Genomic DNA, 25,278 nt, shown 5'->3' on the forward strand with positions numbered 1-25,278 from the left:
GCACTCAAAGGTTATTCAAAGTGCCCACACAGTTTGTCTTCTCTCTTCTTAATGAACCTGCCCCGAAGGCGTGCTGCGTATTCTACTGATTTCACCCTCAGTGTCAAACACTTTTTTCATTTTTTTTTAATTGTTTTCTTTTATTTATCTAGAGTAGTCCATATCGATCTCTACCAGCCCATTTTGGACATTTTTTGCCTCAACAACTTGCACTTCACTTTAGTTTTTGAGTAGTTTGTGATACAGAATATGGAAGAGTTCACCGATAGACTAAGATACGCCCTACGATGAAACTCAATATAGAATTGAAATTAGTACTGAGCTACTTATAAATATATAAACTACTATCTGGTACGCTCATAAGTGCGGAAGGTCAGGTCGTATTCGTTTTTTTCATCACATGGTCTAAATTGTTCATCACAACAAAGCCATAATGATTCATCAATTTCTGGAAAAAAAACATCTGCTGCAAATTGATGATGGATACGTGTTATATATAGACGGCTTGCTTTTCCTATTGCTTCCGCAAAAAGTTCTGCGCCACCTATAATCATAATTTCAGGGAATTCTTCTGTTTGCTTGATGGCTTTTTCCAAGGAATCAACTACAGTAACTCCTTCAATTGACGATACATTACGGCTGAGTACAATATTTAATCGTCCTGGCAGTGGCTTCCCTATAGAAGCAAATGTTTTCCTTCCCATAATAATGGGCTTACCCATGGTTGCAGATTTAAAATGTTGTAAATCGGCGGGTAAATGGCAAAGCAATTGATTATTAAGGCCTAATCCCCCAGTTTCATCAATTGCAGCAATTAAACTAATCATGATTTCATCCTAGATAATGCCATAGCTTTCGCCATATCGACAGCAGCAAACATTGAGCCCGAATCGAGTCTATTTTTGCCTGCTAACTCTAAAGCAGTGCCGTGGTCTACTGATGTACGTATTATAGGTAAGCCCAAAGTTACATTCACTGCATTATGAAAATCAGCATACTTAATTACGGGTAAGCCTTGATCATGATACATGGCAACATATGCGTCACAATTTTTTTGATTACTATTAATAAACATTGTATCTGCGGGCATAGGGCCTTGAACATTCATACCGCGTTCTTGTAATACAGTTAAAGCTGGAGTGATTATCTCAATTTCTTCACGCCCCAAATATCCCGACTCCCCAGCATGTGGATTTAAACCCGCCACTTTAATGCATGGTTCTTTAATATTGAAATCTTGAATTAATGATTGATGTACCTGAGTAATCACTTTAATAATGAGTTCGGATGTAATTGCATCAGACACCATACGCAATGGAAGATGAGTAGTCACTAATGCTACCTTCATTACATTACACGCCAGCATCATCACCACATCTACTTTATAAAATTGTGCAAAAAATTCTGTATGACCAGTAAATGAGATGCCCGCTTCGTTAATATTTGCTTTGTGGACAGGAGCCGTAACTAAACCAGAAAAATCACCTTGCCCACATAATATGGCAGCCTGATTTAATAACTCGATTACATAAGGAGCATTTTTGGGGTTAAGACAGCCACTTTGAACTGTCTCAGGACAAGTTACCGAACATACGGTCAAATGACCAGGTTTAGGCTCAATAACTTGTCCGCTTTTATAAGGTGTAAAACAAATATCGCAATTTAGTTCTTCAGCTCTGGCCTCCAATACAGCCTGATCTCCTAAAATTACCAAAGGAAAACCATACTCCGCAAGAGCCAGACATAAATCTGGACCAACTCCGGCAGGTTCTCCGCTGCTTATAAGCAGTGGCTTCACGCCAGTTCCTTTTCAATAATATTCACATAAGCATCCGAACGTATGTGTTGTTGCCAATTTTGAACTGCTTCGGCAAATTTTCGTTGTTGTAAAAATTGGCGTACTTGCTGCTTTTTAAATGCCTCCGAATCATCTTCTTGTTTACGACCAAGCACTTGAATAAGGTGCCAACCAAATTGTGATTTTACAGGAGGACTAATTTCGTTGACAGCAAGCTTATCCATGGCTTTCTCAAACTCCGGGACTAAAACCCCTGGCGAAACCCATCCTAAATCACCGCCTTTAACCGCACTGGATGAATCCAGGGAATATTGTTTTGCCATTAGTGCAAAATCTTTACCTGATTTTAATTGCTGATAAATGTTCTTCACTTGTTTCTTTGAATCTTCAGGAAGCATGCTTGGATCAGGCTTTAAAAGAATATGACGAACATGGGTTTTGGTAATGACATGATGTTGATTGTCTCCACCAATAGAAACCAGTTTAATTAACTGAAAACCATTACCTGCACGTAAGGGACCTGCTACTTGGCCCACTTTCATGTTCACTACTTCCTTTGCAAACAATTCTGGTAATTCAGCTAAATGACGCTCACCTAAATCTCCTCCTTCCAATGCAAATTCACCACTGGAGTTTTCGATAGCCAGACGGCTAAAATCTCCACCTTTTTTAATCTGCACTAATAAAGAATCAGCTTTGCTTTGTGCTTTTTTTACTTCTTCAGATGTAGGTTCTTCATTTAATGGAATAACTATATTCTGAAGATGATAGGTGAGCGCAGAACGATTAATTATTCCGCCTTCCGTTTTAAGATATTGCTCGACTTGCTCATTCGAAACAGCAGCGTCCCGCCCTACCGCTTTTTGTTGTAAGTTAGAAAGCAGAATTTCTTTGCGAATATTTTCTCTATATTCATTCCAAGTCATTCCTTGCCTAGTAATTTCCTCACGCAACTGAGTTACAGTAGCGTGGTTCGCAGTGGCTATTTTTTCAATTGCCTGATTTAACTCCGTATCATCTACAGTAAGACCATGTTGCTTTGCCATTTGCAGCTGCACATTCACATCAATTAAATGTTGAAGAACTTGCTTACGCAACACCGAATCTTCTGGAACTTGCATTCTTTGCGCAATAATTTGTTTCTTTGTTAATTCAACTTGTTTGTTTAGTTCACTTTCTGTGATCACTCCGTTATTAACAACTGCAACCACCTTATCCAATAATTGTTTCGCTTCGGCCATACCAACGACAGCAAACAATATGCATGCAAGGGTTATTTTTTTATACATGTTAATCCTTATTACTTTTTTTTCGAGCAATTTAGGTTATTTTTATTCAAAACACAAGCGGCTCTGTTTTAATTTATACCACTATTCGATCTAACTATGAAATGGATCACTATATCCGGGAATATAAGTACGCAATACACTTCCAGGATCACTATTTGCCACTGATCCTAAGCCTTTTAATAAAATTTGCAAATAGATGTTGTTATTATATTGGGGCATATATTCTTCATTTAAACTCTTAAACGTCCTTCCTCCCAAAATTCTCACAGCCCAACAGCAACTATCATACTGCATTCCTAATAAAGACATCATGCTGTAATCTTTACTAATATTATGACTGTATGCACCAATAGCGCTCCATCGATCACTGATAGGCCATGCAGCAGAAACCATACCTTGATGTAATGCATTATCAACTCCTGCATTATTCCTAACTTTGGTCACATCTCCATTGACTAGGTAGCTATAGCCAAAATTAATAACCGCATTAAATTTAGGTTGATAGTGTAAATTTAAATCTCCATTGTTTGTCGCAGAAGTAGCAGGATCCCATACATAATCACCCAGAATTTTTAAAGACCGACTGAAGTGATAAACCACCCGAGAAGCTATAGGAGATGTTCCAGAAAATGGAGATAAGTGTCCAATTTCAAGAGGACTTGCGGTACAAATGCCGGTAGGACTACGACATAACTGTACTTGTCTATCAGTAAAATATTTGATTTGGCCAACAGAAAAACTGGCTAATTCAGCACCGGTCCCTTCTGACATCCATCGAGTAGTTACTGCGTAGGATAATTGATTTGCATCACCAATTCGGTCGAACCCTGAAAAACGATTGGTTCTAAAAAGCTGATCAAAATTAAAAATCATATTGGCAGTATCATAGATAGGTAGCTGACTTTGATTATAAAAGGGAACATACAAATAATATAAACTTGGCTCTAAAGTTTGCGTATATGAATTACCCTTCCAATTAAAGTTTCTATCAAAAAATAAACCGCCATGAGTACTAAAACGCGGAATAAAGCGGTTATCTTCAGTGTTCGTATCAACCCAATTATTCTGGACCTGATAGTAGTTTTCTACGAACTCAGCCGATGGTGTAATAAATCCCCAACTAACTCGCTGCGGCACTGAAAGGATTGGGTTAAGATGAAACCTAGGTCCCTGAGGCATTTTTCGCACAAAAAATTGTGTTGATGTTGGCCAAAAAAACTGATCATATTGCCCAGTTATATTTAAATTTGCTTGTGCAGGTAATTCATAATAATAACCACGAGCATTTATTTGAGGTAAACGCTCATATTGATCAAGAATAGGGGTCTCATTGATCGGATGTAATGTTTGAAAACTTTGAACCATACTTCTAAAAGTCCAATGTTCTGTCGAATAGGTTAAATCAGCTTGACGCAATAATTGTCGCTGGGTAATTCGGGCCAAATTGGTACTAAAATCCTGAAAGTAATAATCGTCAGAAACTTGTTGAACATTTACATTTAAACGCAAATTGGGACTCAATTGCGTGGTATCACGTACCCCATATAACCATCGGTTTGTTGACTTATCTCTAAAAAAAGGAAATTCTTCCGCATGATTGTTCAAAAAATTCCGATATGCAGCATCATTCGGTAAAAAACTCCCAGTAAGAAATCCGACACTATGTGGAGTTAAATATCGGAAATCGCCACTTAACATGACGTTCCGCTCGGTATAAAGATGCGGTGTTAAAGTCAAATCGTAGTTGGGAGCAATATTCCAATAATAAGGAAGTCCTAGATCAAAGCCTCCTACATTGGAATACCCCACTATCGGCATTAAAAAACCTGATTTACGTTCTTTAGTTGTTGGAAAACTCAGATAAGGAACATAAAGTAGAGGCCAGTCATGGATGCGCAACTTCACATTCCTGGCGACACCCATTTTTTTCTTGTTATCAATAACGATTGATTTAGCCTCAATATCCCAAGCTTTATCTTGTGGCGCACAGGTAGTATAAGTCGCTCGACGTAACAAGTAATCTGAATTAGGGAAACGCTGCATTAGACTAGCCCTTCCCCATGCAGGTAATATTGCCGAATGTTTGTTGGTATTAAAACGGTAGAGTACATCTTCAGTTTGACCTGATTTATCTTGAGGATTAATTGTTGCTTTACGAGCAATCAATATTTTATCAGGTTCCAGATAATGAACATTACCTAAAAACTCAATTTTCGTGACCTCTTTACTTTTGGGATCCCGATATACATGCGCTGTTTGGGCATTGACTATTCTTTGGCCTTGCTGTACTTCAACATGTCCAGATAAAGTTGATGGCTTATCCTGATAGAAAGAAACTTTATCTGCCATAATCCTGATTTCATCAGGTGAAGCAAGCGGTGTAACAGTGAGGGGTTGATATGAACCAAGACAAATCGGAGAGCTTTGATCGGCATTCCAACCCAAGCACTGGGCAAATTTTGACCTAACCGCATCCGTTAAATCAACATCACGAGCGATCACACATGCTTGAACAGGTTCATTAATTAAAGAAGCAGAATGGGCTAACGCATGATAAATTACCATGAGCAAAATAAGTAAGGTCGTACATATGCTCATCAAGAACCATTTAAATGAAATCTTGTTCACGGGTAATAAAATGCCTTATTATGCACACAAAAATATGTAACTAATCACTTTAGATCGTCGCGTTCACGCTAAAGGTATTGCGGTATAATTCATACCACAACATTCTCCTTTATTCTCTCTATTCATGAGAGAGGAGATCTTGGTTATAAGTTACAACCAGAAATAATGATGGGAAAGTATACCATGCATGCTAGAGAAAACGCACTTAAAGAATGGTTAATTGATACGCTAAAACTACAGGATTTCCAATTAGCTCCTTTGGCTGGAGATGCCAGTTTTAGACGATATTTTCGTCTTCAATATAACGGTCTCACACGAGTTGTCATGGATGCGCCTCCAGGAAAAGAGGATCTAAAACCTTTTATACATATTGCACAAATGCTGGAGAAAGTGGATGTTCATACGCCGAAAATTCTGGCGGCTAATTTAGCGGATGGATTCTTATTATTAAGTGATTTAGGAGATCAACTTCTTTTGAATGATCTTCATTCTGAAAATGTGAATGCTCATTACCATCATGCCATAAACACTTTATTTAAAATTCAAACGTGCCCAACTCATGATCCGATACTTGCACCGTTTGATAAAGCGCATATGCTCAAAGAAATGAGTTTATGCCCCGAATGGTTTTTTAAAGCATATCTTGATTTAAAACTAAATCAGGATGAAAGTACTTTAGTACAACAAACCATGGAATGGATTGCAACAGAAGTAGCTAAGCAACCGTTGACTTTTATCCATCGTGATTATCATTCTCGCAATCTGATGCTTTTACAAAATGAAGCTGAATCAACCTTAGGAGTTATTGACTTCCAAGATGCAATGGTTGGCCCATTCACCTATGATTTGGTTTCTTTACTCAAAGATTGTTATATTTCCTGGCCGCGCAGTAAAATTCTAGAATGGGTGGAGTTTTTTTACACTCAAAGTGCTTTAACTAAAGATTATTCCTTGCCTGAATTTATCCGTGCATTTGATCTTTGTGGTTTACAAAGACACTTAAAGGTTTTAGGAATCTTTAGTCGCTTGTATTTACGAGATAGCAAACCTGGATATCTTAAAGACTTACCTTTAACCTTAAAATATGTCCTTGAATGTACAGAAACTTATGAAGAATTGCATTCTTTCTTCCAATTTATGCAAATGAGAGTTGATCTACCATGAAAACTGCTATGATATTGGCTGCTGGACGTGGCGACCGTTTAAAGCCGCTTACTGATATCACCCCCAAAGCGCTGTGTATTGTTAAAGAAAAGCCTTTAATAGAACATCATGTAATCAATCTAGCAAAAGCAGGTTTTGAACGATTAGTCATAAACCATGCCTACCTTGGGGGAAAAATTCGACAACATTTAGGTGATGGAGCTCGTTGGGGAATTGAAATTTGTTATTCACCTGAACCGCCAGGAGGCTTGGAAACAGGGGGGGGCATTGTAAATGCACTGCCGCTACTCGGCGATAAACCGTTTATTACCGTCAATGCGGATATCTATACGGATTTTGATTTCTCTCAATTACAACCCGAAATTACTCGTGCAATTCATGTAATCTTAGTAAATAAAAATCCAGCCCTTAATCATCCTGGAGATTTCGGATTAATCAATCAAACTCAGTTGAGTAACGAAAATCGAAAATATACGCTTGCAGGTATCTGTTGCTATCATCCACAAATATTTGCAAATTACAAACAAGGTCGCTATTCGGTTGCCCCTATAATCCGTCAATACGCGGATCAAAATAGGGTAACTGCTTGCCTATATGAAGGCCTTTGGTTTGATATAGGAACTCTAGAGAGACTACATGCAGTGAATAAGATTTAACAAAAAATCATCATTCTTCACTACATGTACTAACTTAAGCCCTTATTTAATGCTTATTCAGGGGTAAAAAAAGAGCCCTAATTAGCTAGGGCTAATATTTGTCGGTTGCACTTCGGGCTCGATTTTCTCCGCTTCTTCGGCCTCGATAACACGTTCGACAGCTTTTTGAGCTGCGGCCTTCTTGGCTTCTTCCAATCGATGTTCACCTGGATAGTCTCGTTGTCGAGATACAAGTGGGGTTTCAGCATGATTACTTTGTAAATAATCCTTAAAGCCTTGTGCTGAATCAGCCATTATCGCTTCTACTTCATCTGCTGTCAGTTGTCTCGTTTTATTTCCTTCTGCGTCCGTTTTAAAGAAAAAACCATTTTCAGTTAAAACTTGATGTTCATTCGCTAACCATGCGTTAAACAATCGATCTAATGCATCAACTGTTTCTTCATCCAACGGAGGAGCTCCTTTTTCTATAGATGCATAGCCGCGAACAAAATGTCCTTTGTCATCGCCAGCCTGCTTGACAGCAAAATCGAATCGAATTCCTGGATAACCTTTTTTCTCTAATAATTCAACAGCCTCTTGGGTAATTCCACGATGTATATTTTCAAATTTGGAACTCGGTGGTATACCAGCCCAGATTTTCTTTTCTTCTTCAGAAAATTTATATTCCACAAGTTGGGTAAACTCATCTACTGCTTTTAATATTTGTTGCGCCACTTGCATTTTCTCGGGCGATTTCTTAAAAGCTCGTGAATTATCCACTATATCATGGACTTGTTGTCTTAAATATTGAGCCAACTCTACTGAAGTTCCTGCGAGTTGCATTGCTTTTAAAAGATCTTCTCTAACAAATGTTTTATCATTAACCGATGATATTACAGGTGAAGTTGCAGACATACATTAATCTCTCACATGAATTCTATTTTGTATTGACCTAATTATAGCAAACCAACACTGTTTATAAGATAACTTCTTTTTTAGCTCGTCTGTTAAAAATTTGTAAATATACGCCAGGAAACGTATTTTAATTCTCTTATTCTTTGTTCGCGGCAAAACCGATAGAACTCAAAACGTAAACCCGCGGTTTCCCGAGGGACATCCATTCCTTAAGAAGAAGCATCCTCCTGCATAAATGGTGATTTAATCTCGTCAATAACCGAGTTAAATAACTGGTTTTTCATAGAATCAAAAGTAAACTCATCAACTAAAATAGCATCCCATCGAGCCGCTTCGGTTGCAAGTAACGCATCCATTTCCTGTTGTGTGAGTTCATTACTCACCACTTTTGCTTTCAATTTATCTTTTAACTTACCAAATTTAACCCGTCTTAAATCACCCACTTTTTTGGCAAGATCATCTGTTTTAATGATTTGTTGTAAAGCATGCTCCACTTTGTCTATTGGTTGTTTTGCATCCCCACTTAAATAAACTAGATTTTTCAATCGATCACGATACTGATTATTTGTGGTCATCAATCGTGCTAAATTCTGATCCAACTTATCCGTTGGGTAACGCATCGTTTGCCCCAAAGGAAATGCCAAAACACGAGCAAAAGCGCCTAAAAATCTGGATGGGAAATTGTAACACAACGCGATCATTGCTCGTTGGGCATGATAAAAACAATAAGACACTGCCCATTGAGCGTGCACTAAATCATCAGGATTTTCATTATTCAATTGCACATTGCGTAAAACCGCCATTGCCATATAAAGATAGGACATACCATCAGCAAGACGTGCTGAGAGACGCTCTTTACGTTTTAAATCCCCACCAAGCATAATCAAAGACAAATCCGCAAGCCATGCATATGCGTGGCTTAGACGAGCCAAACGTTTATACTCACGTTTCATTTTTTGCTTAGGAGCGCTAATAAATATCCCACCTGTCCATCCAGAACAAATTGTTTTGGCAAAATTTTGCATGAAATATTGAATATGTTTCCAGATTACATCTCTAAAAGCCTCTTTATCCTGATTAGAAATTGCGTAAAATTCTTGACGGATATAAGGATGACATGCCATCGAGCCTTGTCCAAAAATCAACAAGTTGCGTGACATCACATTGGCTCCTTCCACCGTAATAGAAATAGGCACTCCATTATAAAAATTAGTAAGATAATTACGGGGCCCCACAACTACGGCACGTCCTGCATGAACATCCATCGAAGCATTAACCACAGCTCGCGCCAATTCTGTATTAAAATATTTCGCAATCGCCGATGCCACAGACGGTTTTTTATGCTCGTTCACTGCGGCTACCGTCAGTAAGCGATTTGAATTAATCAAATAATTTAAACCTGCGATTTCTGCAAGTTTTTCTTCAATTCCTTCAAATTGACCAATTTCCACATTAAATTGGCAACGTATGCGGGCAAAAGCACTCGTTGCGAGATAACACGTAGAGGAAGAACCTGCTCCAAGCGCCGGTAACGAAATGGAACGACCAATCGATAGACATTCAACTAACATTTGCCATCCATTACCTATTCGTTGCTGTCCACCAATCACTGTTGTTATTGGCACAAAAATATCTTTTCCACGAATCGTGCCATTCATAAAGGGTTGATCAGAAGGTAAATGGCGATTGCCAATTTCTAGATTTTTGGTATCGCGTGGAATCAACACACAGGTGATGCCTTCTTCTCCTTCACCCTGCAACAAACCATCGGGATCTTTCACATTCACTGCGAGACCAATTAAGGTGGCTACGGGCGCTAAAGTTATCCAACGTTTATCTAAAGTAATGTTTAATCCAAGCACCATTTTACCATCAACTTTTTTCTTCATGACGATTGCAGTTGATTGAATGGAGGTTGCATCACTACCAGCCCCGGGTTCAGTTAAAGCAAAGCAAGGGATATCAATACCTTTTGCAAGACGGGGTAAGTAATGATTCTTTTGTTCTTCGGTACCATAATAATTAATTAATTCGCCAGGGCCCAAGGAGTTAGGTACCATCACGGTTACCGCAGCAACCCCCGAACGACTGGATATTTTCATTACCACATCAGAATGCCCACGCGCAGAGAATCCCTTACCACCATATTCTTTTGGGATGACCAATCCAAAAAATCCATTTTCCTTCATATAGGACCAGACATTTTCAGGTAAATCACGTTTTTGGCTAATTTCCCACTCATCGATCATACTGCATAAAGTGTTCGTTTCATTATCAAGAAACGCTTGCTCTTCTGCGGACAGCACTGTAACTACACTTGCTAATCGGTTCCAATTAGGAGTTCCAGTAAAAATATCTTGTTCTAACCAAGTATCACCGGCATTAAGTGCCTCTTCCTCTGTTTTGGATAACTTAGGAATCGACTTGCCAGCGGTTTTATAAAGGTAATCCGCTATCGATGCGCGTAACGGCTCAAGGTAGACTACGAGTAGTGCAACAATAATCACAAGCCAGAGCAAAAAACCAATTATCCAAGGCAAACCAATAGCAAATGTGGCAACAATTAAGTAAAAAACGCTACCCAACTCCCAAACTAATGGATTCATTGCTCTATAAAGAACAATTAAAGTAAATATTAGGTAAACTAAAAAAAACAGAATGGCCATAATATCAATACCTTCCCTTGCTTTGCATAATAAAGGTGTAGTATATACTCTTTATTTTACGAGTAGCAATTGAGCATGAACCAACGTTTGGTTTGGAATTTCGAATTTACTCCCAAAACAAGCTTGTCTTTGGCCACTTTAGTGGATAAAAAAGACGAAAAGATAAAATGGGAGCGACGTTTTTTTTGGCCGGATAATACGATAATTACCTTAAATATTATTGATCCGTCATTACTCGACTTAGCTCAATACAAGCAAAAACATCGAGAAGATTACTATTATTTGCTACCAGGAACAAATTACAACATTAAGAAACGTCGGGAACAATTGCTTTACAAGCCTCTACTCAAACAATCAAACCATGCTGCAGGTTATGGAGCAAAAATAATTCTTAGCGGCCCTCAAGATCAAATTCTTCCCCCCGACCTACATGAAATAGCGCAACAGGTTGAACGAGAAGGAATAGAAGTTTATGTCAAAAAGGAAGCGCTTATTTATAAATTACCGACCAATCCAAGTATAAAAATTGAGCTCGCTCGTCTCGAAGTATGCAATCAAATTTATTTTAGCTTATGTATTGAAGGAAAATCGCTGCATTTGGTAGAGACTATTTCCAAACACTTGCTGGATGAGCCTGTTTCCTGCGAATATGTAACTTTCCTGAAAAATTTAATGAAATTATGATAAACACCTTGGTCGCGATCATTCTAAGCTTTGGAAAAATTGGTCTTATTTCCTTAGGTGGTGGGAATTCAATGTTAAAACTGCTGGAGTATGAGGCTGTTGAATATCGACATTGGATAGGGCAGGAAGAATTTATCGCGATGGTGGGTTCAAGCTTTATTTTTCCAGGATTAACTGGTGTCAAATTATCTGCCCTTATTGGATATAAAGCGGCCGGAATCACCGGTTTAATTCTTGCTGTTCTCAGTCTTAATTTACCAGGACTCCTGATGGCTATAGCCGGCTATCATTGGCTTACAAGCCATAATGGACCTGGAATGCGAAAAATAATGATTGGCGTACAATATGGCGCATTAGCCCTGCTCGCAGCCGCAAGTTACTCCGTTGCTCAGGGTGTTGTAGGGATGTATTTTTCAATCCCTATGGCGCTGTGTTGCTTTGTGTTTTTCCTTGCTTTGACTTTTTGGAATTTATCACCTTTTTATGGGTTTCTAGGATTTATCGTTGTATGTTTTTTTCTGGTTCGTTAAGACCTAAAATAGTACCATAGCCAGGCCTTATTACTTTTTGTAAGAAAATGGAGTTACCCTTGGACACTGTGTTGGATAATCCTGAATACTATATCAATAGAGAATTCTCTATTATCGCATTTAATCAGCGTGTTTTGATGCTGGCTAATGACGAACGGGTTCCTTTGCTGGAAAGAATGCGTTTTCTAAGCATTTGTAGCAGTAACCTCGATGAGTTTTTTGAGATACGGGTAGCTGGGCTTAAAGAAAAAATTGCCATGTCATCAGGAAAATTAACTATTGATGGGTTACGCTCTGATGAAGCATTTAGCCAAATCAGCCAAAAAACACATAAACTAATTGATCAGCTTTACTCCATCTTTAATAAGCAACTTCTCCCAGCCTTAGCTAAGGAAAATATTTATTTTCTTGATACCGAGCAATGGACCGATGACATCCACTTGTGGGCAAAACATTATTTTAAACATGAGATTCAACCAGTAATTAGTCCTATCGCTCTTGATTTGGCACATCCTTTGCCGCAACTGATTAACAAAAGTTTAAACTTCATTATTTCTTTAAGTGGTAAAGATGCTTTTGACCGTAATATTAATTATGCTGTAGTGCATGCCCCCAGATCGATTCCTAGAGTCATTCATTTGCCTTCAGAGTTGTGTGGAGATGCTCATTATTTTGTTCATCTTTCATCTATTATTACTACCCATGTTAATAGTTTATTTCCAGGAATGGAAATAAGTGGTTGTTATTCCTTTCGTCTAACTCGAAATAGCGATCTTTTTTTAAGAGAGGAAGAAATTGATGATTTGGCCAAGGCCGTACAACGCGAGATCTTTTCTCGTCATTATGGTCATGTGGTTCGACTGGAAATTGAAAAAAATTGCCCCGAAAAAATTGTGGATTTTTTATTACAAAAATATCATCTCCGTCATGAAGACACCTATTATTGTGATGGGCCAGTTAATATACAGCGCCATTTAACTGCGATTAATAGCATTGATAGACCTGACTTGAATTACCCGCCTTTTTCAGCGCAATACCCTCAATTTCCTAAATCAGAACGAAATCTATTCAATGTTATTGATGAGCAAGACATCCTTCTCCACCACCCCTACCAAAGCTTTGAGCTCGTTATTGATTTTGTTAGACAAGCAGCAAGCGATCCCAATGTTTTGGCAATTAGCCAAACTTTATATCGTACTCGTTCAGAATCCGTAATGGTCGATGCTTTGGTTGATGCAGCTCATTCGGGTAAGGAAGTGACAGCAGTTATCGAGTTACGGGCTCGTTTTGATGAAGAGTCCAATCTGAAATTAGCAAACCGTTTACATGCCGCGGGCATTCTAGTGCTTTATGGGGTAGTAGGGTATAAAACACATGCTAAAATGACTCTAGTTGTTCGCCGAGCTCATGGAAAACTAAAGCGTTACGTCCATTTGAGCACCGGAAACTACCATGAATACACGGCAAAACGATACACTGACCTAGGTTTATTAACTTGCGAACCGACGATCACCTCTGATATCCAAATCATTTTTCAACAGTTAACCGGGCTGGGTAAAGTAGTCAAACTCAAAGCACTAAGTCATTCGCCATTTACGTTACAAAAAACATTACTTCAATATATCGAGCAATGTACTGCAGCTGCATTAAAAAATGAAGACACCGAAATCCTTTTAAAAGTAAATGGATTAGCTGATAAAACGATAATTCAAGCTTTATATAAGGCATCACAAGCTGGGGTGAAAATAAATTTGCTGGTGCGCGGAGTCTGTTGTCTCAAACCCGGAATAGCCGGTATTTCGGAAAATATACGTGTGCTTTCCTATATTGGGCGCTTCTTGGAACATCATCGAGTATTTTATTTTCGTATTCATGAAGAGGAACATTATTTTTGTTCTAGTGCTGATCTTATGGAAAGAAATTTATACCATCGCATTGAAATTATGTTTCCAATTCTGGATGAAAACTGCAAAAAACGAATCAAGCAAGAAATTATCAAAAACTACCTCAAAGACAACAGCAATACGTGGGAAATGCAAAGTGATGGTAGTTATAAACCCGTAACCCAAGGAAATACTTGCGCTCAAGAAAAACTGATTAAGCTTTATCAAGATGAAGGAAGGACTATATAAATAATGTAGTACCTGGGGCTACTTTGCTGTCCTCAGGTTTACCGAAAACACGTTAATTGGGCCCGTTCACCAAGTTGTAAATGCGCCTCTGTTCCCAAAGGAATCGGGAAATTAATGAAACCATGACCTATTCCTGCAATTCTGAGAACTGGGATAGGGCTACTTTCAGCAAAACGTTTTAAGATAGGTTCAATTAAAGAAGAACCGTTCGGTTCATCACCATTGAGAAAATCTCCCACTATGATTGCAGCCGCATTGGTAAAAATGTTTGCTTGCTTTAAATGTTCCAACATTCGATCAACACGGTATCCTCGTTCACCAATTTCTTCGAGCAAAATAATTTTATCTCGACCATCCATTTGCCAACACGTGCCCACCCCAGATTGAATAATTGCTAAATTGCCTCCAATGACCTGAGACTTAATAATATCTTCTTTTTGTGCAGGGTTATTCAATGGAATTAGACCAGTGAACTTAACCGGACCCTCACCAAATAAAATAGATCTCACAGCAGCAATTGATTCTTTGGAAAATTTATCAGGCGCAGCAGCACCATGAATTGTTGGCCACTTCCAATGTTGTTGCAAATAAAGATGCAGACACGTGATGTCACTGATGCCAATAAATAGTTTGACTGATTCTGGAGGTCCAACTTCTGCTAATTTGGGGATTAAACGTGTCGAACCGTAACCACCACGCACACAAATTACTGCTTTTGTGTTGGGATTGTGTAGCGCGCTTTTCAAATGTTTAAATCGCATCTCATCTGTATTAGCACATAATAAATCTGGAGCAAAAATGTCTTCTTGAACAATACATTTTAATTCCCAAGACTCTAGTAATTCACTCAACTCAAGCAATTGACTGTCCGTACTACGAGATGAAGGTGCAATAATTTCAATCGCATCTCCAGGGCTTAATACAGGTAATTTTTTCATTCTTTACCTCTTCAAAACTTTTCATGGGGATAAAAACTAAGGTATGTTGACATTTATCTTCACCACCTACGTTCCGCGATTTGTTCGCTGAGTCCACAGCGATCTGATTTATAGCCAAACATTTCAGCCTTTATTCTCCATTCCTGGATTACGCGAACAAGTCGCGGAACGTGGACTACGATGAATTGTAATCACACTATTCTACTGCAATTTTTTTTAAAGAAAACAAAGTAAAATGTTTCAAATAGTTACGCTCTCTTCTCGTACTTAATGTATACATTTAAATTAATAGAGTTTTACTTAATTTTCCTGGCTCCTCACATACTAAACGAGGCAAAAGATATCCTGGTAAAAGTTTTTGTAGTTGCTGATAAATTGCTTGTACCCTATCAAAAGGCAAATCAAAATGTGCGGCTCCTTTTACTTTATCCAATCGATGTAAATAATAAGGTAAAACTCCATATGCGAATAAAGTTTGACTCAAATTAGCCAAGATATGAGCCTCATCATTTATTCCTGCGAGTAAAACAGTTTGATTCAGCAGATGACATCCTATATTTTGCAACTCACGAAGCGCTTGGCGTACCGAGTCATCCAGTTCTTGCTCATGGTTACAATGCAACACGATTACCTTGTTGAATCGAGTTGTTTTTAATAGTGAAAGCAAGCCATGCTCGATCCTTTCTGGAAAAACCACAGGAATTCGTGTATGAATGCGTAAGGTATGTAAATGAGGAATTTCTTCCAATTGTTTTATTAACTCAGTCAGTACCAAATCGGATGCCAATAAGGGATCTCCGCCACTTAAAATTACCTCGGTAATACTGGTATCTTGGGCTATATAGTCACAAATGGCTTTAAATCCGTTGCGGCCAGGATTATTGTCTTGATATGGGAAATGTCTGCGAAAGCAGTAACGGCAATTCACAGCGCAAACCCCAGTCAAAGTTAACAACACGCGACCGTGATATTTATGTATTAATCCTCGAATTGGATTACTACTACGCTCCTCTAAAGGATCGATACTATACCCTTCATTTCCCTGTAATTCATCTTCGGTTGCTAAAACCTGGAGCAATAAAGGATCGCGAGGATTTCCTTTTTGCATCCGTTTCGCAAATCCTAAAGGAACACGACTGGAAAATTGCTTTTCAGCATGCACGTTTCCAGTAGATAAAGGCAGCTCCAGAAAACTCAATAATTCAGTAACAGAAGCAAAACCTTGCGCCAAATTTTTTTGCCAACTTAAAGAGGTATCTCGCATTAATTACACAGACTTGATAAACTGTGCGAACTTTAACTAAAACCAAGCAAAATCTCAACTGTGGAGCACTAATGGCAATTTATAGCACCAATGAATTTAAAAATGGCTTGAAAGTAATGGTTGATGACGCCCCATGCAGCATTCTCGACTGTGAATTTGTAAAACCAGGAAAAGGACAAGCTTTTACTCGCATTAAAATCCGTAACTTGAAAACAGGTCGAGTTGTAGAACGCACGTTCAAATCAAATGAAACATTACCTTCTGCTGACGTTGCCGATGTGGAAATGCAATATCTTTATAATGATGGTGAACACTGGCATTTTATGGTTCCTGAGAATTTTGAACAATATGCCTTAAGCCAAGAAGTACTCGCAGATGCGGCCCAATGGTTAAAAGAGCAGGATATTTGTATCGTTACCCTTTGGAATAATGAACCAATCCAAGTGACACCACCTAATTTTGTGATTTTAGCTATTACTGAAACAGATCCAGGATTAAAAGGTGATACCTCTGGAGGTGGTGGAAAGCCAGCTACCTTAGAAACAGGGGCTGTAGTACGTGTTCCCTTATTTGTACAAACTGGAGAGTTAATTAAAGTAGATACTCGCAAAGGGGAGTACGTTTCTCGAGCTAAAGAATAATTCAAATGAACTCCCTAATTTTTAGGGAGTTTTTTGAATGTGAAGTAACACTTAAAAACCCAATTTCATTTAAATTAGTTAAAAGTAGATGAAATCAATAGATCCTCGCACCTAAACACGAGGATCTGACACCTTAGAAAAACCAAGATGTAATTAATAAACCTGATAGGTATTGTACATACCCCAATACCCAACATCACCTAAATCGTTATAACCATAATAATAAGCATCGCTATCATTATAATAATCTACATCCCAATAAGGACTAGTATGATAACTGGCCGAATAAGTGTAGGCTGGAGTCTTGTACGCTGGGGTATAATAAGTCTTAGTATAGGATGGATTATAATAAACACGCTCCGTAACACACCCTGTGACTAAAAATGTGATCCCTGATACCATTAAAATAAGCATTAATCTGTTCATGATCTCGTCCTCGATAGTGAAAACTTAGAGACTTAACATAAAAATTTACCCATGGTGCCAATGATGCCATCTGTTCCAGTGATGCCATCGATACCAATAGGCGTAATTGGTTGCTTTGGGTAAATTATTTTTAACTACAGCAGCATCTTTCCTCAATGCTGGATTCTCAAGAGCAGAGGGTAGAGCCGAAAAAGCAGGTAGAGCTGTTAAGAAAAGCGGTGTACTTAAGACTACGGAAATAATTAGTTTTTTCATAATAGCCTCCTGGCCTTTATTAGAACTCTAATTTCTGTAGCTTAAGTATACGATATGTATATAATTTAATCAAAATGAATATTATTATAAATTATTGGGATTTTTACTTAGAAATACAGGCGACGACTTCCTGTATCCTGAGCCTCTTACGTGATTCACTCTGGAGGTTTATGGAGTGCTTTAGGCTTCCTACTAGGTACATAGGCTTGCTCACCACACTCCAACACAACCTCCCAATCTGAAACTATTAAATGGTTCAGCCAGGATTAGTCATCACCTATATGTATAAATAATAGACCATTGAAGGTAATGGCTGTGTAATTTTTGCACAAAATTTACTTATTTCTTATCTCTCGATAAATGATTCGCAGAAGCTTGTACTGTAGGCATAATCGTCATTTCCTCGATATCCACATGTTGTGGGCGAGTAATACAATACAGTATCGCATCAGCTATATCATCAGCTAATAAAGGTTGAAAATCTTGATAAAATTCTTTTGCCTTTTGTTTATCATTCCATCGTACTTCACTAAACTCAGTTTCTACTGCACCCGGAGCAATTTCAGTAACTCGAACAGGGCTACCTAACATATCCAATCTCATTGATTTTGAAAGAGCATGTACAGCATGTTTCGTCGCACAATAAACATTCCCATTGGGATAACATTCATGACCAGCCACGGAACTGATATTTACTACATGACCACGACCTCGCTCCAACATACCAGGAATCAAAGTACGACTGACATAGAGTAGTCCTTTAATATTGGTATCAATCATGATATCCCAATGTTCTTCAATTCCCTTTTGCAAAGGCAAAGTATCTAAAGCTAACCCTGCATTGTTAATTAATACATCAACAGATTGCCATGAGCCAGGTAAAGAACCCAATTGTTTTTTAACTTGCTCAGGATCACATACATCTAAAGGCAATACGTAATGTTCCTCTCCATAAAGCTGAGTCAACTCTTTTGCTAGAGCTTCAAGACGTTCGACTCGTCGAGCACAGAGTATTAACCGAGCTCCATGCTGTGCACACAACCGAGCACACGCCTGACCAATTCCACTGGAAGCTCCGGTAACTAAAATAATTCTATTGGTTAAATCGTTCATCTCTTGCCCCTCATTTTTGCAATCGTAAAATTTTACTGTTTATTAGGGTATATTGACAATTAAAGAGATCCAAAGATCTCTCCATGCTCGATGTGAAGGTATTAAGTTTGATATATTTTTCCTAGTAATGCTTAGCTTTTTTGCAATAATTGCATCACTTCATCGTCGGTTGTTTGTGAAAAATCATTGTACCACAATCCTACAGCATAAAAATTAACCGGGCGCATTGGGCAAATAATCTCGTCAACTAAAGGGGCGATTTCATCACAAGTCGAACGTGCGGCAACTGGCACTGTAACCATAATTTTTGCTGGATTTCGCTGTTTCAATGCGGCAATTGCAGCTCTCATGGTGTAGCCTGTCGCAATACCATCATCCACAAGAATTACAGTTTTTCCTGCTAACTCAGGGAACGGTTTCTTACCACGATAAACCAATTCACGTCGTGATAATTCTTCTTGTTCTGACTTTTGAATAGTACTAATCGCTTTTTTTGATATATGCAGGGAATTGACTATCTCTTCGTTAAAAACAGTTATTCCGCCAGAAGCAATAGCCCCCATAGCCAACTCTTCATGTCCCGGGACGCCAAGCTTACGAACAATAAAAATATCAAGTGGAAGCGAGAGTTTACTTGCAATTTCGTAGGCAACAGGAACACCGCCACGAGGTAATGCCAACACGATTACATCTGTCCGTTTCGCGTAATCCTTTAGTGAATCCACTAGAACACGGCCTGCTTGATATCGATCATCATAGTTCATTGCCTTATTCTCCAAACGATCTCAATTTGAAGTCTAGTTCATACTTTGGAAGGTCACAAAATGGATTTCGCAGCATCCTTCTGACTTTTTTCCAATCTATAACTCATATCTTGTTCTCGCAAGTTTATTTATTCCATTGTGCTATATTTTAACAATCAGCTGTTCTCAAGGAGGATTTAGCGATGAATGTAACAGAAAAGATCATCAAAGCACATCTTCTAGAAGGCAAAATGGAACCCGGTAAGGAAATTGCCTTAAAAATTGATCAAACTCTGTGTCAAGATGCTACAGGAACTCTGGTCATGCTTGAATTGGAAGCCATTGGACTTGAACAAACTAAAGCCGAAATATCCGTTCAGTACGTCGACCACAATCTAATTCAAGAAGACAATAAAAATCCTGACGATCATCTTTTTCTTGCAAGTGCAGCAAGAAGATTTGGTTTTTATTTTAGCCGGCCTGGAAATGGCATTAGTCATGCAGTACATATGCAAAACTTTGGAAAACCGGGTAAAACACTAACAGGTTCCGACAGCCATACCTGTGCCGCTGGCTCTTTGGGAATGATTGCCATTGGTTCGGGTGGGCTCGAAGTCGCACTGGCTATAGCCGGCTACCCGCTGTATATAAAAATGCCCAAGGTTATGGGTATTCATTTAACAGGCTCCTTACCTAAATGGGTCAGTGCAAAAGATGTCATTCTAGAAATGCTGCGACGTTATAATGTTAAAGGTGGGGTAGGCTACATCTTGGAATATTATGGAGAAGGATTAAAACACTTAACTGCCATGGACCGACATGTAATTGCTAACATGGGCGCGGAGTTAGGAGCAACGACTACCGTTTTTCCTTCAGACGAAATCACCAAAGAATTTTTACTAAGTCTAGGTCGTGAAAAAGACTGGATGGAATTAACCGCAGATCCCAAGGCTTCCTATGATGAACACGTAGAAATCAATTTATCTAAATTGATACCCCTCATTGCAAAGCCTACTAGCCCAGGTAATGTAGTCCCTGTAGCCGAAATAGCCGGCGAAGAGGTTTATCAAACCTATATTGGTTCCTCTGCGAACCCAGGATATCGTGATTTTGCAATTGCTGCTGAAATAGTCAAAGGTCAGACGATACACCCCAATGTATCATTTGACATCAATCCATCTTCGCGAACCATTTTAGAAGAGTTGGTACGCGATGGCTATTTAGGAAGTCTTATTCATTCGGGAGCGCGCATCCATCAAGCAGGATGCAATGGGTGCATTGGGATGGGACAAGCACCTGCAACAGACAAAAATAGCTTACGAACCGTACCTAGAAATTTTCCGGGACGTTCGGGTACAGAGGAAGATAAGGTATTTCTTTGCAGCCCAGAGACTGCAGCGGCGTCTGCATTGACAGGAGTGATTACTGATCCCACAACATTGGACATGCCCTATCCAGAAATAAAAATACCCAAGCAAAGGATATTAAATCCAGCATGTTTTGAAGGACCGTTGCCTTTAGAAGAAGCAAAAAAAATTGAACTAGTGAAAGGCCCAAACATCGTAACTTTGCCAGAATTTGAACCATTACCTCATTCATTAAAAGTACCCGTATTACTCAAAGTAGAAGATAATATTTCAACTGATGAAATCTCTCCTGCTGGTGCAAAGGTTCTTCCCTACCGTAGTAACATACCTAAAATTAGTGAATTTACTTTTGGTCATGTCGATCCTGATTACGCGAAACGTACTCAAACACATAAAATGGGCCATGCGATTATAGGTGGAGAAAATTATGGTCAAGGCTCTAGCCGAGAGCATGCAGCTTTAGCTCCTCGCTATTTAGGTTTACGAGTAGTCATTGCAAAAAGTTTTGCGCGCATCCATTGGCAAAATCTGATTAATTTTGGCATTTTACCTTTGGTTTTCAAAAACACTAAGGATTACGATGAAATCCATCTATATGATGTTGTTGAAATCCAGGACTTACCAGACATTCTGGACAAAGAATCATTTAAAATAAAAATTAATGATAAAGAAATTGAGGTAGCACAAACCTTGTCCAAACGTCAAATTGAACTGCTTATTGATGGTGGATTAATTAATTGGGTGAAAAAAGATCTAGCAAACAGGAACAATGCGCCAAATTGATTCCATCTCAATGTGTTAGACACAAATTGTCTATATATAGTGTCATTCCCCTGCACGGGAATGACATCAATTAAGCGGAATTAGACTTCAATTTAGAGAAAAAGGGAATCATTAATACTGACATTGATTAACCCACTCAGCTCAAAATGGACCCAACCTATGGGTATCATTGCAGCAACAATTATCAAGAATCAAACTTTAGTTTTGGTCCTAAAGGTACGATTTGTGTTGGGTTTATGGTTTTATGACTAAAATAATAATGTTGCTTGATATGTAAAAAGTTTACAGTGCCGCGTATTCCAGGATGATGATAAAGTCTTTCTAAATAAGGCTGTATCGCTTCATAATCACTAATTCGCTGCTGATTGGTCTTGAAATGACTGTAATATACCGCATCAAAACGAATTAACGTGGTAAAAAATCGCCAGTCCGCTTCAGTTAACTGCTCACCCAGTAAATATTTTTGGTTACGTAAGCGTCCATCCAGTTCATCAAGTAAAAGAAATAATTGGATGTATGCCTCCTCATAGGCCTCTTGAGTTGTCGCAAATCCACAACGATAAACTCCATTGTTAATGGCATTATAAATTCGGTCATTTAGTACATCAATTTCCGCACGCAGAGATGCAGGGTAAAAATCTTGATTATCCCCTGTTAAATGATTAAATGCCTGATTAAACTGACGAATAATTTCCGCTGATTCATTACTAACAATGGTTTTTTCCTTTTTATCCCATAAAACAGGGACAGTAACTCTACCTGTGTATTTCTTATCTGCCTTAACATAAAGTTCGTATAAATAGTTCAATCCATAAAGGGTATCTCCAGTAGCACCCATTTCTTTTTTAAACTCCCAACCTTTTTCAAGCATATGCGGATGCACTATAGAAACATCAATATAGTCTTCCAGTTTTTTAAGTTTTCTGAAAATCAAAGTCCGGTGGGCCCAGGGACAAGCAAGAGATACGTATAAATGGTAACGTCCTTTTTCAGCAGGAAATCGAGCATTGGATTCATTACTGATCGCGGAATGAAATTGGGTGGGTTCTCGTTTGAACGCCCCTCCTGTTTTAGAAGTATCGTACCAAACATCATGCCACTGACCATCAACGAGAAGTCCCATGATTTTTTCCTTATAAATTCATAAAAGTAATCTGCAAAACGGTTTATATTAGAAAACTTTTTTTACAAATTATAGATTTTGTCTATTGCAATCGACATTAGAAAAGAATAGCACAAGAATCATTAATTCTTATCCCTCAGGAAACTCAGCTGTTCTCATGCTATGATGCTTGACTCAAAACATTTTATTGACCCATTAATGAATAGAAAAATAATATGTATTGGCGGCATAACCATTGATCGGAAATTAACCTCACTTCATCAATTGCAATTGAGGACATCCAACCCCGTTACATCCATCTCAACATTTGGCGGTGTTGCTCATAATGTAGCAAAAAATCTTGCATTGTTGACGAACAATGTTCATATCTACAGTGTAGTAGGCCAAGATAATGATGGACTGCAGGCAATTGCACATTTAAAGAATATGGGTATAGGAATCCAAAATATCCTTACAATTCATAATAAACCCACAGCGCACTATGATGTTCTTCTCGATAAAGATGGAGAATTAATTCTTGCTTTAGCCGACATGGAAATTTTTGATCATGTTCCATATGACCAATTCACCCAATCGTGGCAAGAATGGACTAATGAAGAAATTATTTTTCTAGATACCAATTTACCTCATACAATCATTGAATATGCAATTCAAATAGCAGGCATCCAAAATATTAAGTTATGCATTGATCCGGTTTCAGTGATTAAAGCCCAAAAATTACCATCTTCCTTAGAGAATGTTTTTCTGTTGAAACCAGACCGTTTTGAAGCAGAAGCATTGACCCATACCCGTATTCATTCAGTTGCTGACTGCATCAGAGCAGGAAAATTGTTGTTAGATAAAGGGGTTAGGAATTGCATTATCAGTTTGGGAAAATCTGGTTATGTAATTGTTAATGAAACCGTTCAAAAACATGTTCCAGCATTTTTTATCGATCCAATAGTCGATGTCAGTGGAGCAGGCGATGCTTTCATTGCAGGGATCCTCTATGAATTGAAACAGAACAAATCAATTATTGATGCCTGCCATACAGGGGCAGCAATGGCGGCTTTAACCGTACAATCGTGCCACACCGTCAATGAACAAATTAATTATGAAGCATTAAAAAATATTCAATTAAACCATTCAGTAAGAGAAACTCATCATGAAACAATTTTTTGATTATTCCCCAGAAGTAAAAACAGCGCTCGAGCATAAAAAACCGATACTGGCATTAGAGTCCACAATTATTTCCCATGGGATGCCTTATCCTGATAATTATGAAACCGCACTAGCAGTAGAGCAAATTGTGCGCGAACATGATGTCACGCCCGCAACAATTGCTGTGATTGATGGAACAATTAAAATTGGTTTAACAGCTAATGAATTGCAGCAATTTGCAAACAATAAAGAGGTGTTGAAAGCAAGCCGACGCGATTTACCTTTTATAGTGGCCAATAGACACTCTGCCGGAACCACGGTTGCTGCAACCTTATTTTGTGCTACTAAAGCCGGTATTAAATTATTCGCTACTGGAGGAATTGGCGGGGTTCATCGAGGCGATGCTCAAGATATTTCGGCTGATCTCATTGAAATTTCCAGAACACCAATTGCCGTGATTTGTGCAGGTGCAAAAGCTATACTGGACCTGCCACGTACCTTAGAATTTTTAGAAACGATGAGTGTACCAGTCATTGGTTATCGCACGAAGGTACTACCCGCGTTCTATACCGATGCAACCCACTATCCCTTATCAACCTGGGTAGATGATGTATCAACCCTTGCTCATATATTAACAGCGCATTGGGATTTAGGCATGTCATCAGGAGTCTTGGTCACCAATCCAATTCCTACTGAATTTAATATCCCAATTCAGGAAATTGAACCAGTAATTATGAATGCGATACAAAAAGCGGAACAAAATAACATATCAGGAAAAGCATTAACTCCTTTTCTCTTAGCCGAAGTAGCTCAGCTCACCCAAGGAAAAAGTTTGCTTGCCAACATTGCTTTAATTAAAAACAATGCACGCCTAGGTGCTGAACTCGCACGTATTATTTATTCATAACTATTTACAGAATAACACCTGAGGTGCGGCGCAGCGAAACTTGGGAGTAGATAATCAATTTTCCCTTGGTTTCGCTGCGCTGCAACCCAGGCTACCATATTATTCATAGTACTTTTTTCTGCCTTTGAGAAAAGAGT

General features: G+C 38.6%; 22 protein-coding genes. 9 read left to right on the forward strand and 13 right to left on the reverse strand.

Going from position 1 to position 25,278, the window contains the following annotated elements:
* Nucleotides 1-344: 344 nt before the first annotated feature.
* The 4 genes from ACWTEW_RS13025 to ACWTEW_RS13040 form a co-directional block, all read right to left on the reverse strand.
* Nucleotides 345-827 (reverse strand): dihydrofolate reductase, encoded by a 483-nt coding sequence (locus ACWTEW_RS13025; RefSeq protein WP_454782072.1) that lies wholly within the window; start codon nucleotides 825-827, stop codon nucleotides 345-347.
* Nucleotides 824-1,798: a 4-hydroxythreonine-4-phosphate dehydrogenase PdxA gene (pdxA, locus tag ACWTEW_RS13030; RefSeq protein ID WP_454782073.1), complete on the reverse strand. Its 975-nt coding sequence runs from the start codon at nucleotides 1,796-1,798 to the stop codon at nucleotides 824-826. The genes ACWTEW_RS13025 and pdxA overlap by 4 nt, the downstream gene beginning before the upstream one ends.
* Nucleotides 1,795-3,087, reverse strand: coding sequence for a peptidylprolyl isomerase (locus ACWTEW_RS13035; RefSeq protein ID WP_454782074.1), 1,293 nt, complete (start codon nucleotides 3,085-3,087; stop codon nucleotides 1,795-1,797). Before ACWTEW_RS13035 ends, pdxA begins: the two co-directional genes overlap by 4 nt.
* A gap of 90 nt (nucleotides 3,088-3,177) precedes the next feature.
* Complete coding sequence (locus ACWTEW_RS13040; RefSeq protein ID WP_454782075.1) at nucleotides 3,178-5,685, reverse strand: LPS-assembly protein LptD; 2,508 nt, start codon at nucleotides 5,683-5,685, stop codon at nucleotides 3,178-3,180.
* Between the two features lie 213 nt (nucleotides 5,686-5,898).
* Here ACWTEW_RS13040 and ACWTEW_RS13045 point away from each other — a divergent pair, with 213 nt between their 5' ends.
* Complete coding sequence (locus ACWTEW_RS13045; RefSeq protein WP_454782076.1) at nucleotides 5,899-6,879, forward strand: aminoglycoside phosphotransferase family protein; 981 nt, start codon at nucleotides 5,899-5,901, stop codon at nucleotides 6,877-6,879.
* Nucleotides 6,876-7,535, forward strand: coding sequence for an N-acetylmuramate alpha-1-phosphate uridylyltransferase MurU (murU, locus tag ACWTEW_RS13050; RefSeq protein ID WP_454782077.1), 660 nt, complete (start codon nucleotides 6,876-6,878; stop codon nucleotides 7,533-7,535). The genes ACWTEW_RS13045 and murU overlap by 4 nt, the downstream gene beginning before the upstream one ends.
* Before the next feature lie 81 nt (nucleotides 7,536-7,616).
* Here murU and ACWTEW_RS13055 read toward each other — a convergent pair whose 3' ends face one another.
* A complete protein-coding gene (locus ACWTEW_RS13055) occupies nucleotides 7,617-8,429 on the reverse strand; it encodes a hypothetical protein (RefSeq protein ID WP_454782078.1) in 813 nt (270 codons plus the stop codon).
* A 209-nt stretch (nucleotides 8,430-8,638) separates the two neighbouring features.
* Nucleotides 8,639-11,095 (reverse strand): acyl-CoA dehydrogenase, encoded by a 2,457-nt coding sequence (locus ACWTEW_RS13060; protein WP_454782079.1) that lies wholly within the window; start codon nucleotides 11,093-11,095, stop codon nucleotides 8,639-8,641.
* A 75-nt stretch (nucleotides 11,096-11,170) separates the two neighbouring features.
* On the opposite strand from ACWTEW_RS13060, the gene ACWTEW_RS13065 reads away from it, so the two are divergent.
* The 3 genes from ACWTEW_RS13065 to ppk1 are packed head-to-tail and all read left to right on the forward strand — an operon-like array spanning nucleotide 11,171 to nucleotide 14,441.
* Nucleotides 11,171-11,779 carry a hypothetical protein gene (locus ACWTEW_RS13065; protein ID WP_454782080.1) on the forward strand — a complete coding sequence of 203 codons (609 nt, stop codon included), beginning with the start codon at nucleotides 11,171-11,173 and terminating at the stop codon, nucleotides 11,777-11,779.
* Nucleotides 11,776-12,309, forward strand: coding sequence for a chromate transporter (locus ACWTEW_RS13070; RefSeq protein ID WP_454782081.1), 534 nt, complete (start codon nucleotides 11,776-11,778; stop codon nucleotides 12,307-12,309). Before ACWTEW_RS13065 ends, ACWTEW_RS13070 begins: the two co-directional genes overlap by 4 nt.
* A gap of 59 nt (nucleotides 12,310-12,368) precedes the next feature.
* A complete protein-coding gene (gene ppk1, locus ACWTEW_RS13075; RefSeq protein WP_454782082.1) occupies nucleotides 12,369-14,441 on the forward strand; it encodes a polyphosphate kinase 1 in 2,073 nt (690 codons plus the stop codon).
* Nucleotides 14,442-14,479: 38 nt separating this feature from the next.
* On the opposite strand, the gene ACWTEW_RS13080 is transcribed toward ppk1, so the two are convergent.
* Both ACWTEW_RS13080 and epmB read right to left on the reverse strand, forming a co-directional pair.
* Nucleotides 14,480-15,379, reverse strand: a complete 900-nt coding sequence (locus tag ACWTEW_RS13080; protein ID WP_454782083.1) for a S66 peptidase family protein — start codon at nucleotides 15,377-15,379, stop codon at nucleotides 14,480-14,482.
* A 280-nt stretch (nucleotides 15,380-15,659) separates the two neighbouring features.
* Entirely contained in the window at nucleotides 15,660-16,643 is a 984-nt protein-coding gene (gene epmB / locus ACWTEW_RS13085) for an EF-P beta-lysylation protein EpmB (protein ID WP_454782084.1), read from the reverse strand.
* A gap of 71 nt (nucleotides 16,644-16,714) precedes the next feature.
* Here epmB and efp point away from each other — a divergent pair, with 71 nt between their 5' ends.
* Entirely contained in the window at nucleotides 16,715-17,284 is a 570-nt protein-coding gene (efp, locus tag ACWTEW_RS13090) for an elongation factor P (RefSeq protein ID WP_454782085.1), read from the forward strand.
* A 153-nt stretch (nucleotides 17,285-17,437) separates the two neighbouring features.
* On the opposite strand, the gene ACWTEW_RS13095 is transcribed toward efp, so the two are convergent.
* The 4 genes from ACWTEW_RS13095 to ACWTEW_RS13110 all read right to left on the reverse strand — a co-directional run bounded on the left by ACWTEW_RS13095 (nucleotide 17,438) and on the right by ACWTEW_RS13110 (nucleotide 19,842).
* The gene (locus tag ACWTEW_RS13095) at nucleotides 17,438-17,710 is read right to left on the reverse strand and encodes a hypothetical protein (RefSeq protein WP_454782086.1); all 273 of its coding nucleotides are present in this window, start codon (nucleotides 17,708-17,710) and stop codon (nucleotides 17,438-17,440) included.
* Between the two features lie 45 nt (nucleotides 17,711-17,755).
* On the reverse strand, nucleotides 17,756-17,965 hold the full coding sequence (locus ACWTEW_RS13100; protein WP_454782087.1) for a hypothetical protein: 210 nt from the start codon (nucleotides 17,963-17,965) through the stop codon (nucleotides 17,756-17,758).
* A 339-nt stretch (nucleotides 17,966-18,304) separates the two neighbouring features.
* The gene (locus ACWTEW_RS13105) at nucleotides 18,305-19,078 is read right to left on the reverse strand and encodes an SDR family NAD(P)-dependent oxidoreductase (protein ID WP_454782088.1); all 774 of its coding nucleotides are present in this window, start codon (nucleotides 19,076-19,078) and stop codon (nucleotides 18,305-18,307) included.
* Nucleotides 19,079-19,209: 131 nt separating this feature from the next.
* Nucleotides 19,210-19,842: a phosphoribosyltransferase gene (locus ACWTEW_RS13110; protein WP_454782089.1), complete on the reverse strand. Its 633-nt coding sequence runs from the start codon at nucleotides 19,840-19,842 to the stop codon at nucleotides 19,210-19,212.
* A 182-nt stretch (nucleotides 19,843-20,024) separates the two neighbouring features.
* Here ACWTEW_RS13110 and ACWTEW_RS13115 point away from each other — a divergent pair, with 182 nt between their 5' ends.
* Nucleotides 20,025-21,971 carry an aconitate hydratase gene (locus tag ACWTEW_RS13115; protein ID WP_454782090.1) on the forward strand — a complete coding sequence of 649 codons (1,947 nt, stop codon included), beginning with the start codon at nucleotides 20,025-20,027 and terminating at the stop codon, nucleotides 21,969-21,971.
* Between the two features lie 184 nt (nucleotides 21,972-22,155).
* Here the strand turns inward: ACWTEW_RS13115 and ACWTEW_RS13120 are convergent, their stop codons facing one another.
* Nucleotides 22,156-23,094: a glutathione S-transferase family protein gene (locus ACWTEW_RS13120; RefSeq protein ID WP_454782091.1), complete on the reverse strand. Its 939-nt coding sequence runs from the start codon at nucleotides 23,092-23,094 to the stop codon at nucleotides 22,156-22,158.
* 198 nt (nucleotides 23,095-23,292) lie between these two features.
* Here ACWTEW_RS13120 and ACWTEW_RS13125 point away from each other — a divergent pair, with 198 nt between their 5' ends.
* Both ACWTEW_RS13125 and ACWTEW_RS13130 read left to right on the forward strand, forming a co-directional pair.
* Entirely contained in the window at nucleotides 23,293-24,255 is a 963-nt protein-coding gene (locus tag ACWTEW_RS13125; protein ID WP_454782092.1) for a carbohydrate kinase family protein, read from the forward strand.
* The gene (locus ACWTEW_RS13130) at nucleotides 24,236-25,141 is read left to right on the forward strand and encodes a pseudouridine-5'-phosphate glycosidase (protein ID WP_454782327.1); all 906 of its coding nucleotides are present in this window, start codon (nucleotides 24,236-24,238) and stop codon (nucleotides 25,139-25,141) included. The genes ACWTEW_RS13125 and ACWTEW_RS13130 overlap by 20 nt, the downstream gene beginning before the upstream one ends.
* Nucleotides 25,142-25,278: the final 137 nt, after the last annotated feature.

The sequence above is a fragment of the Legionella stuttgartensis genome, assembly GCF_977063405.2.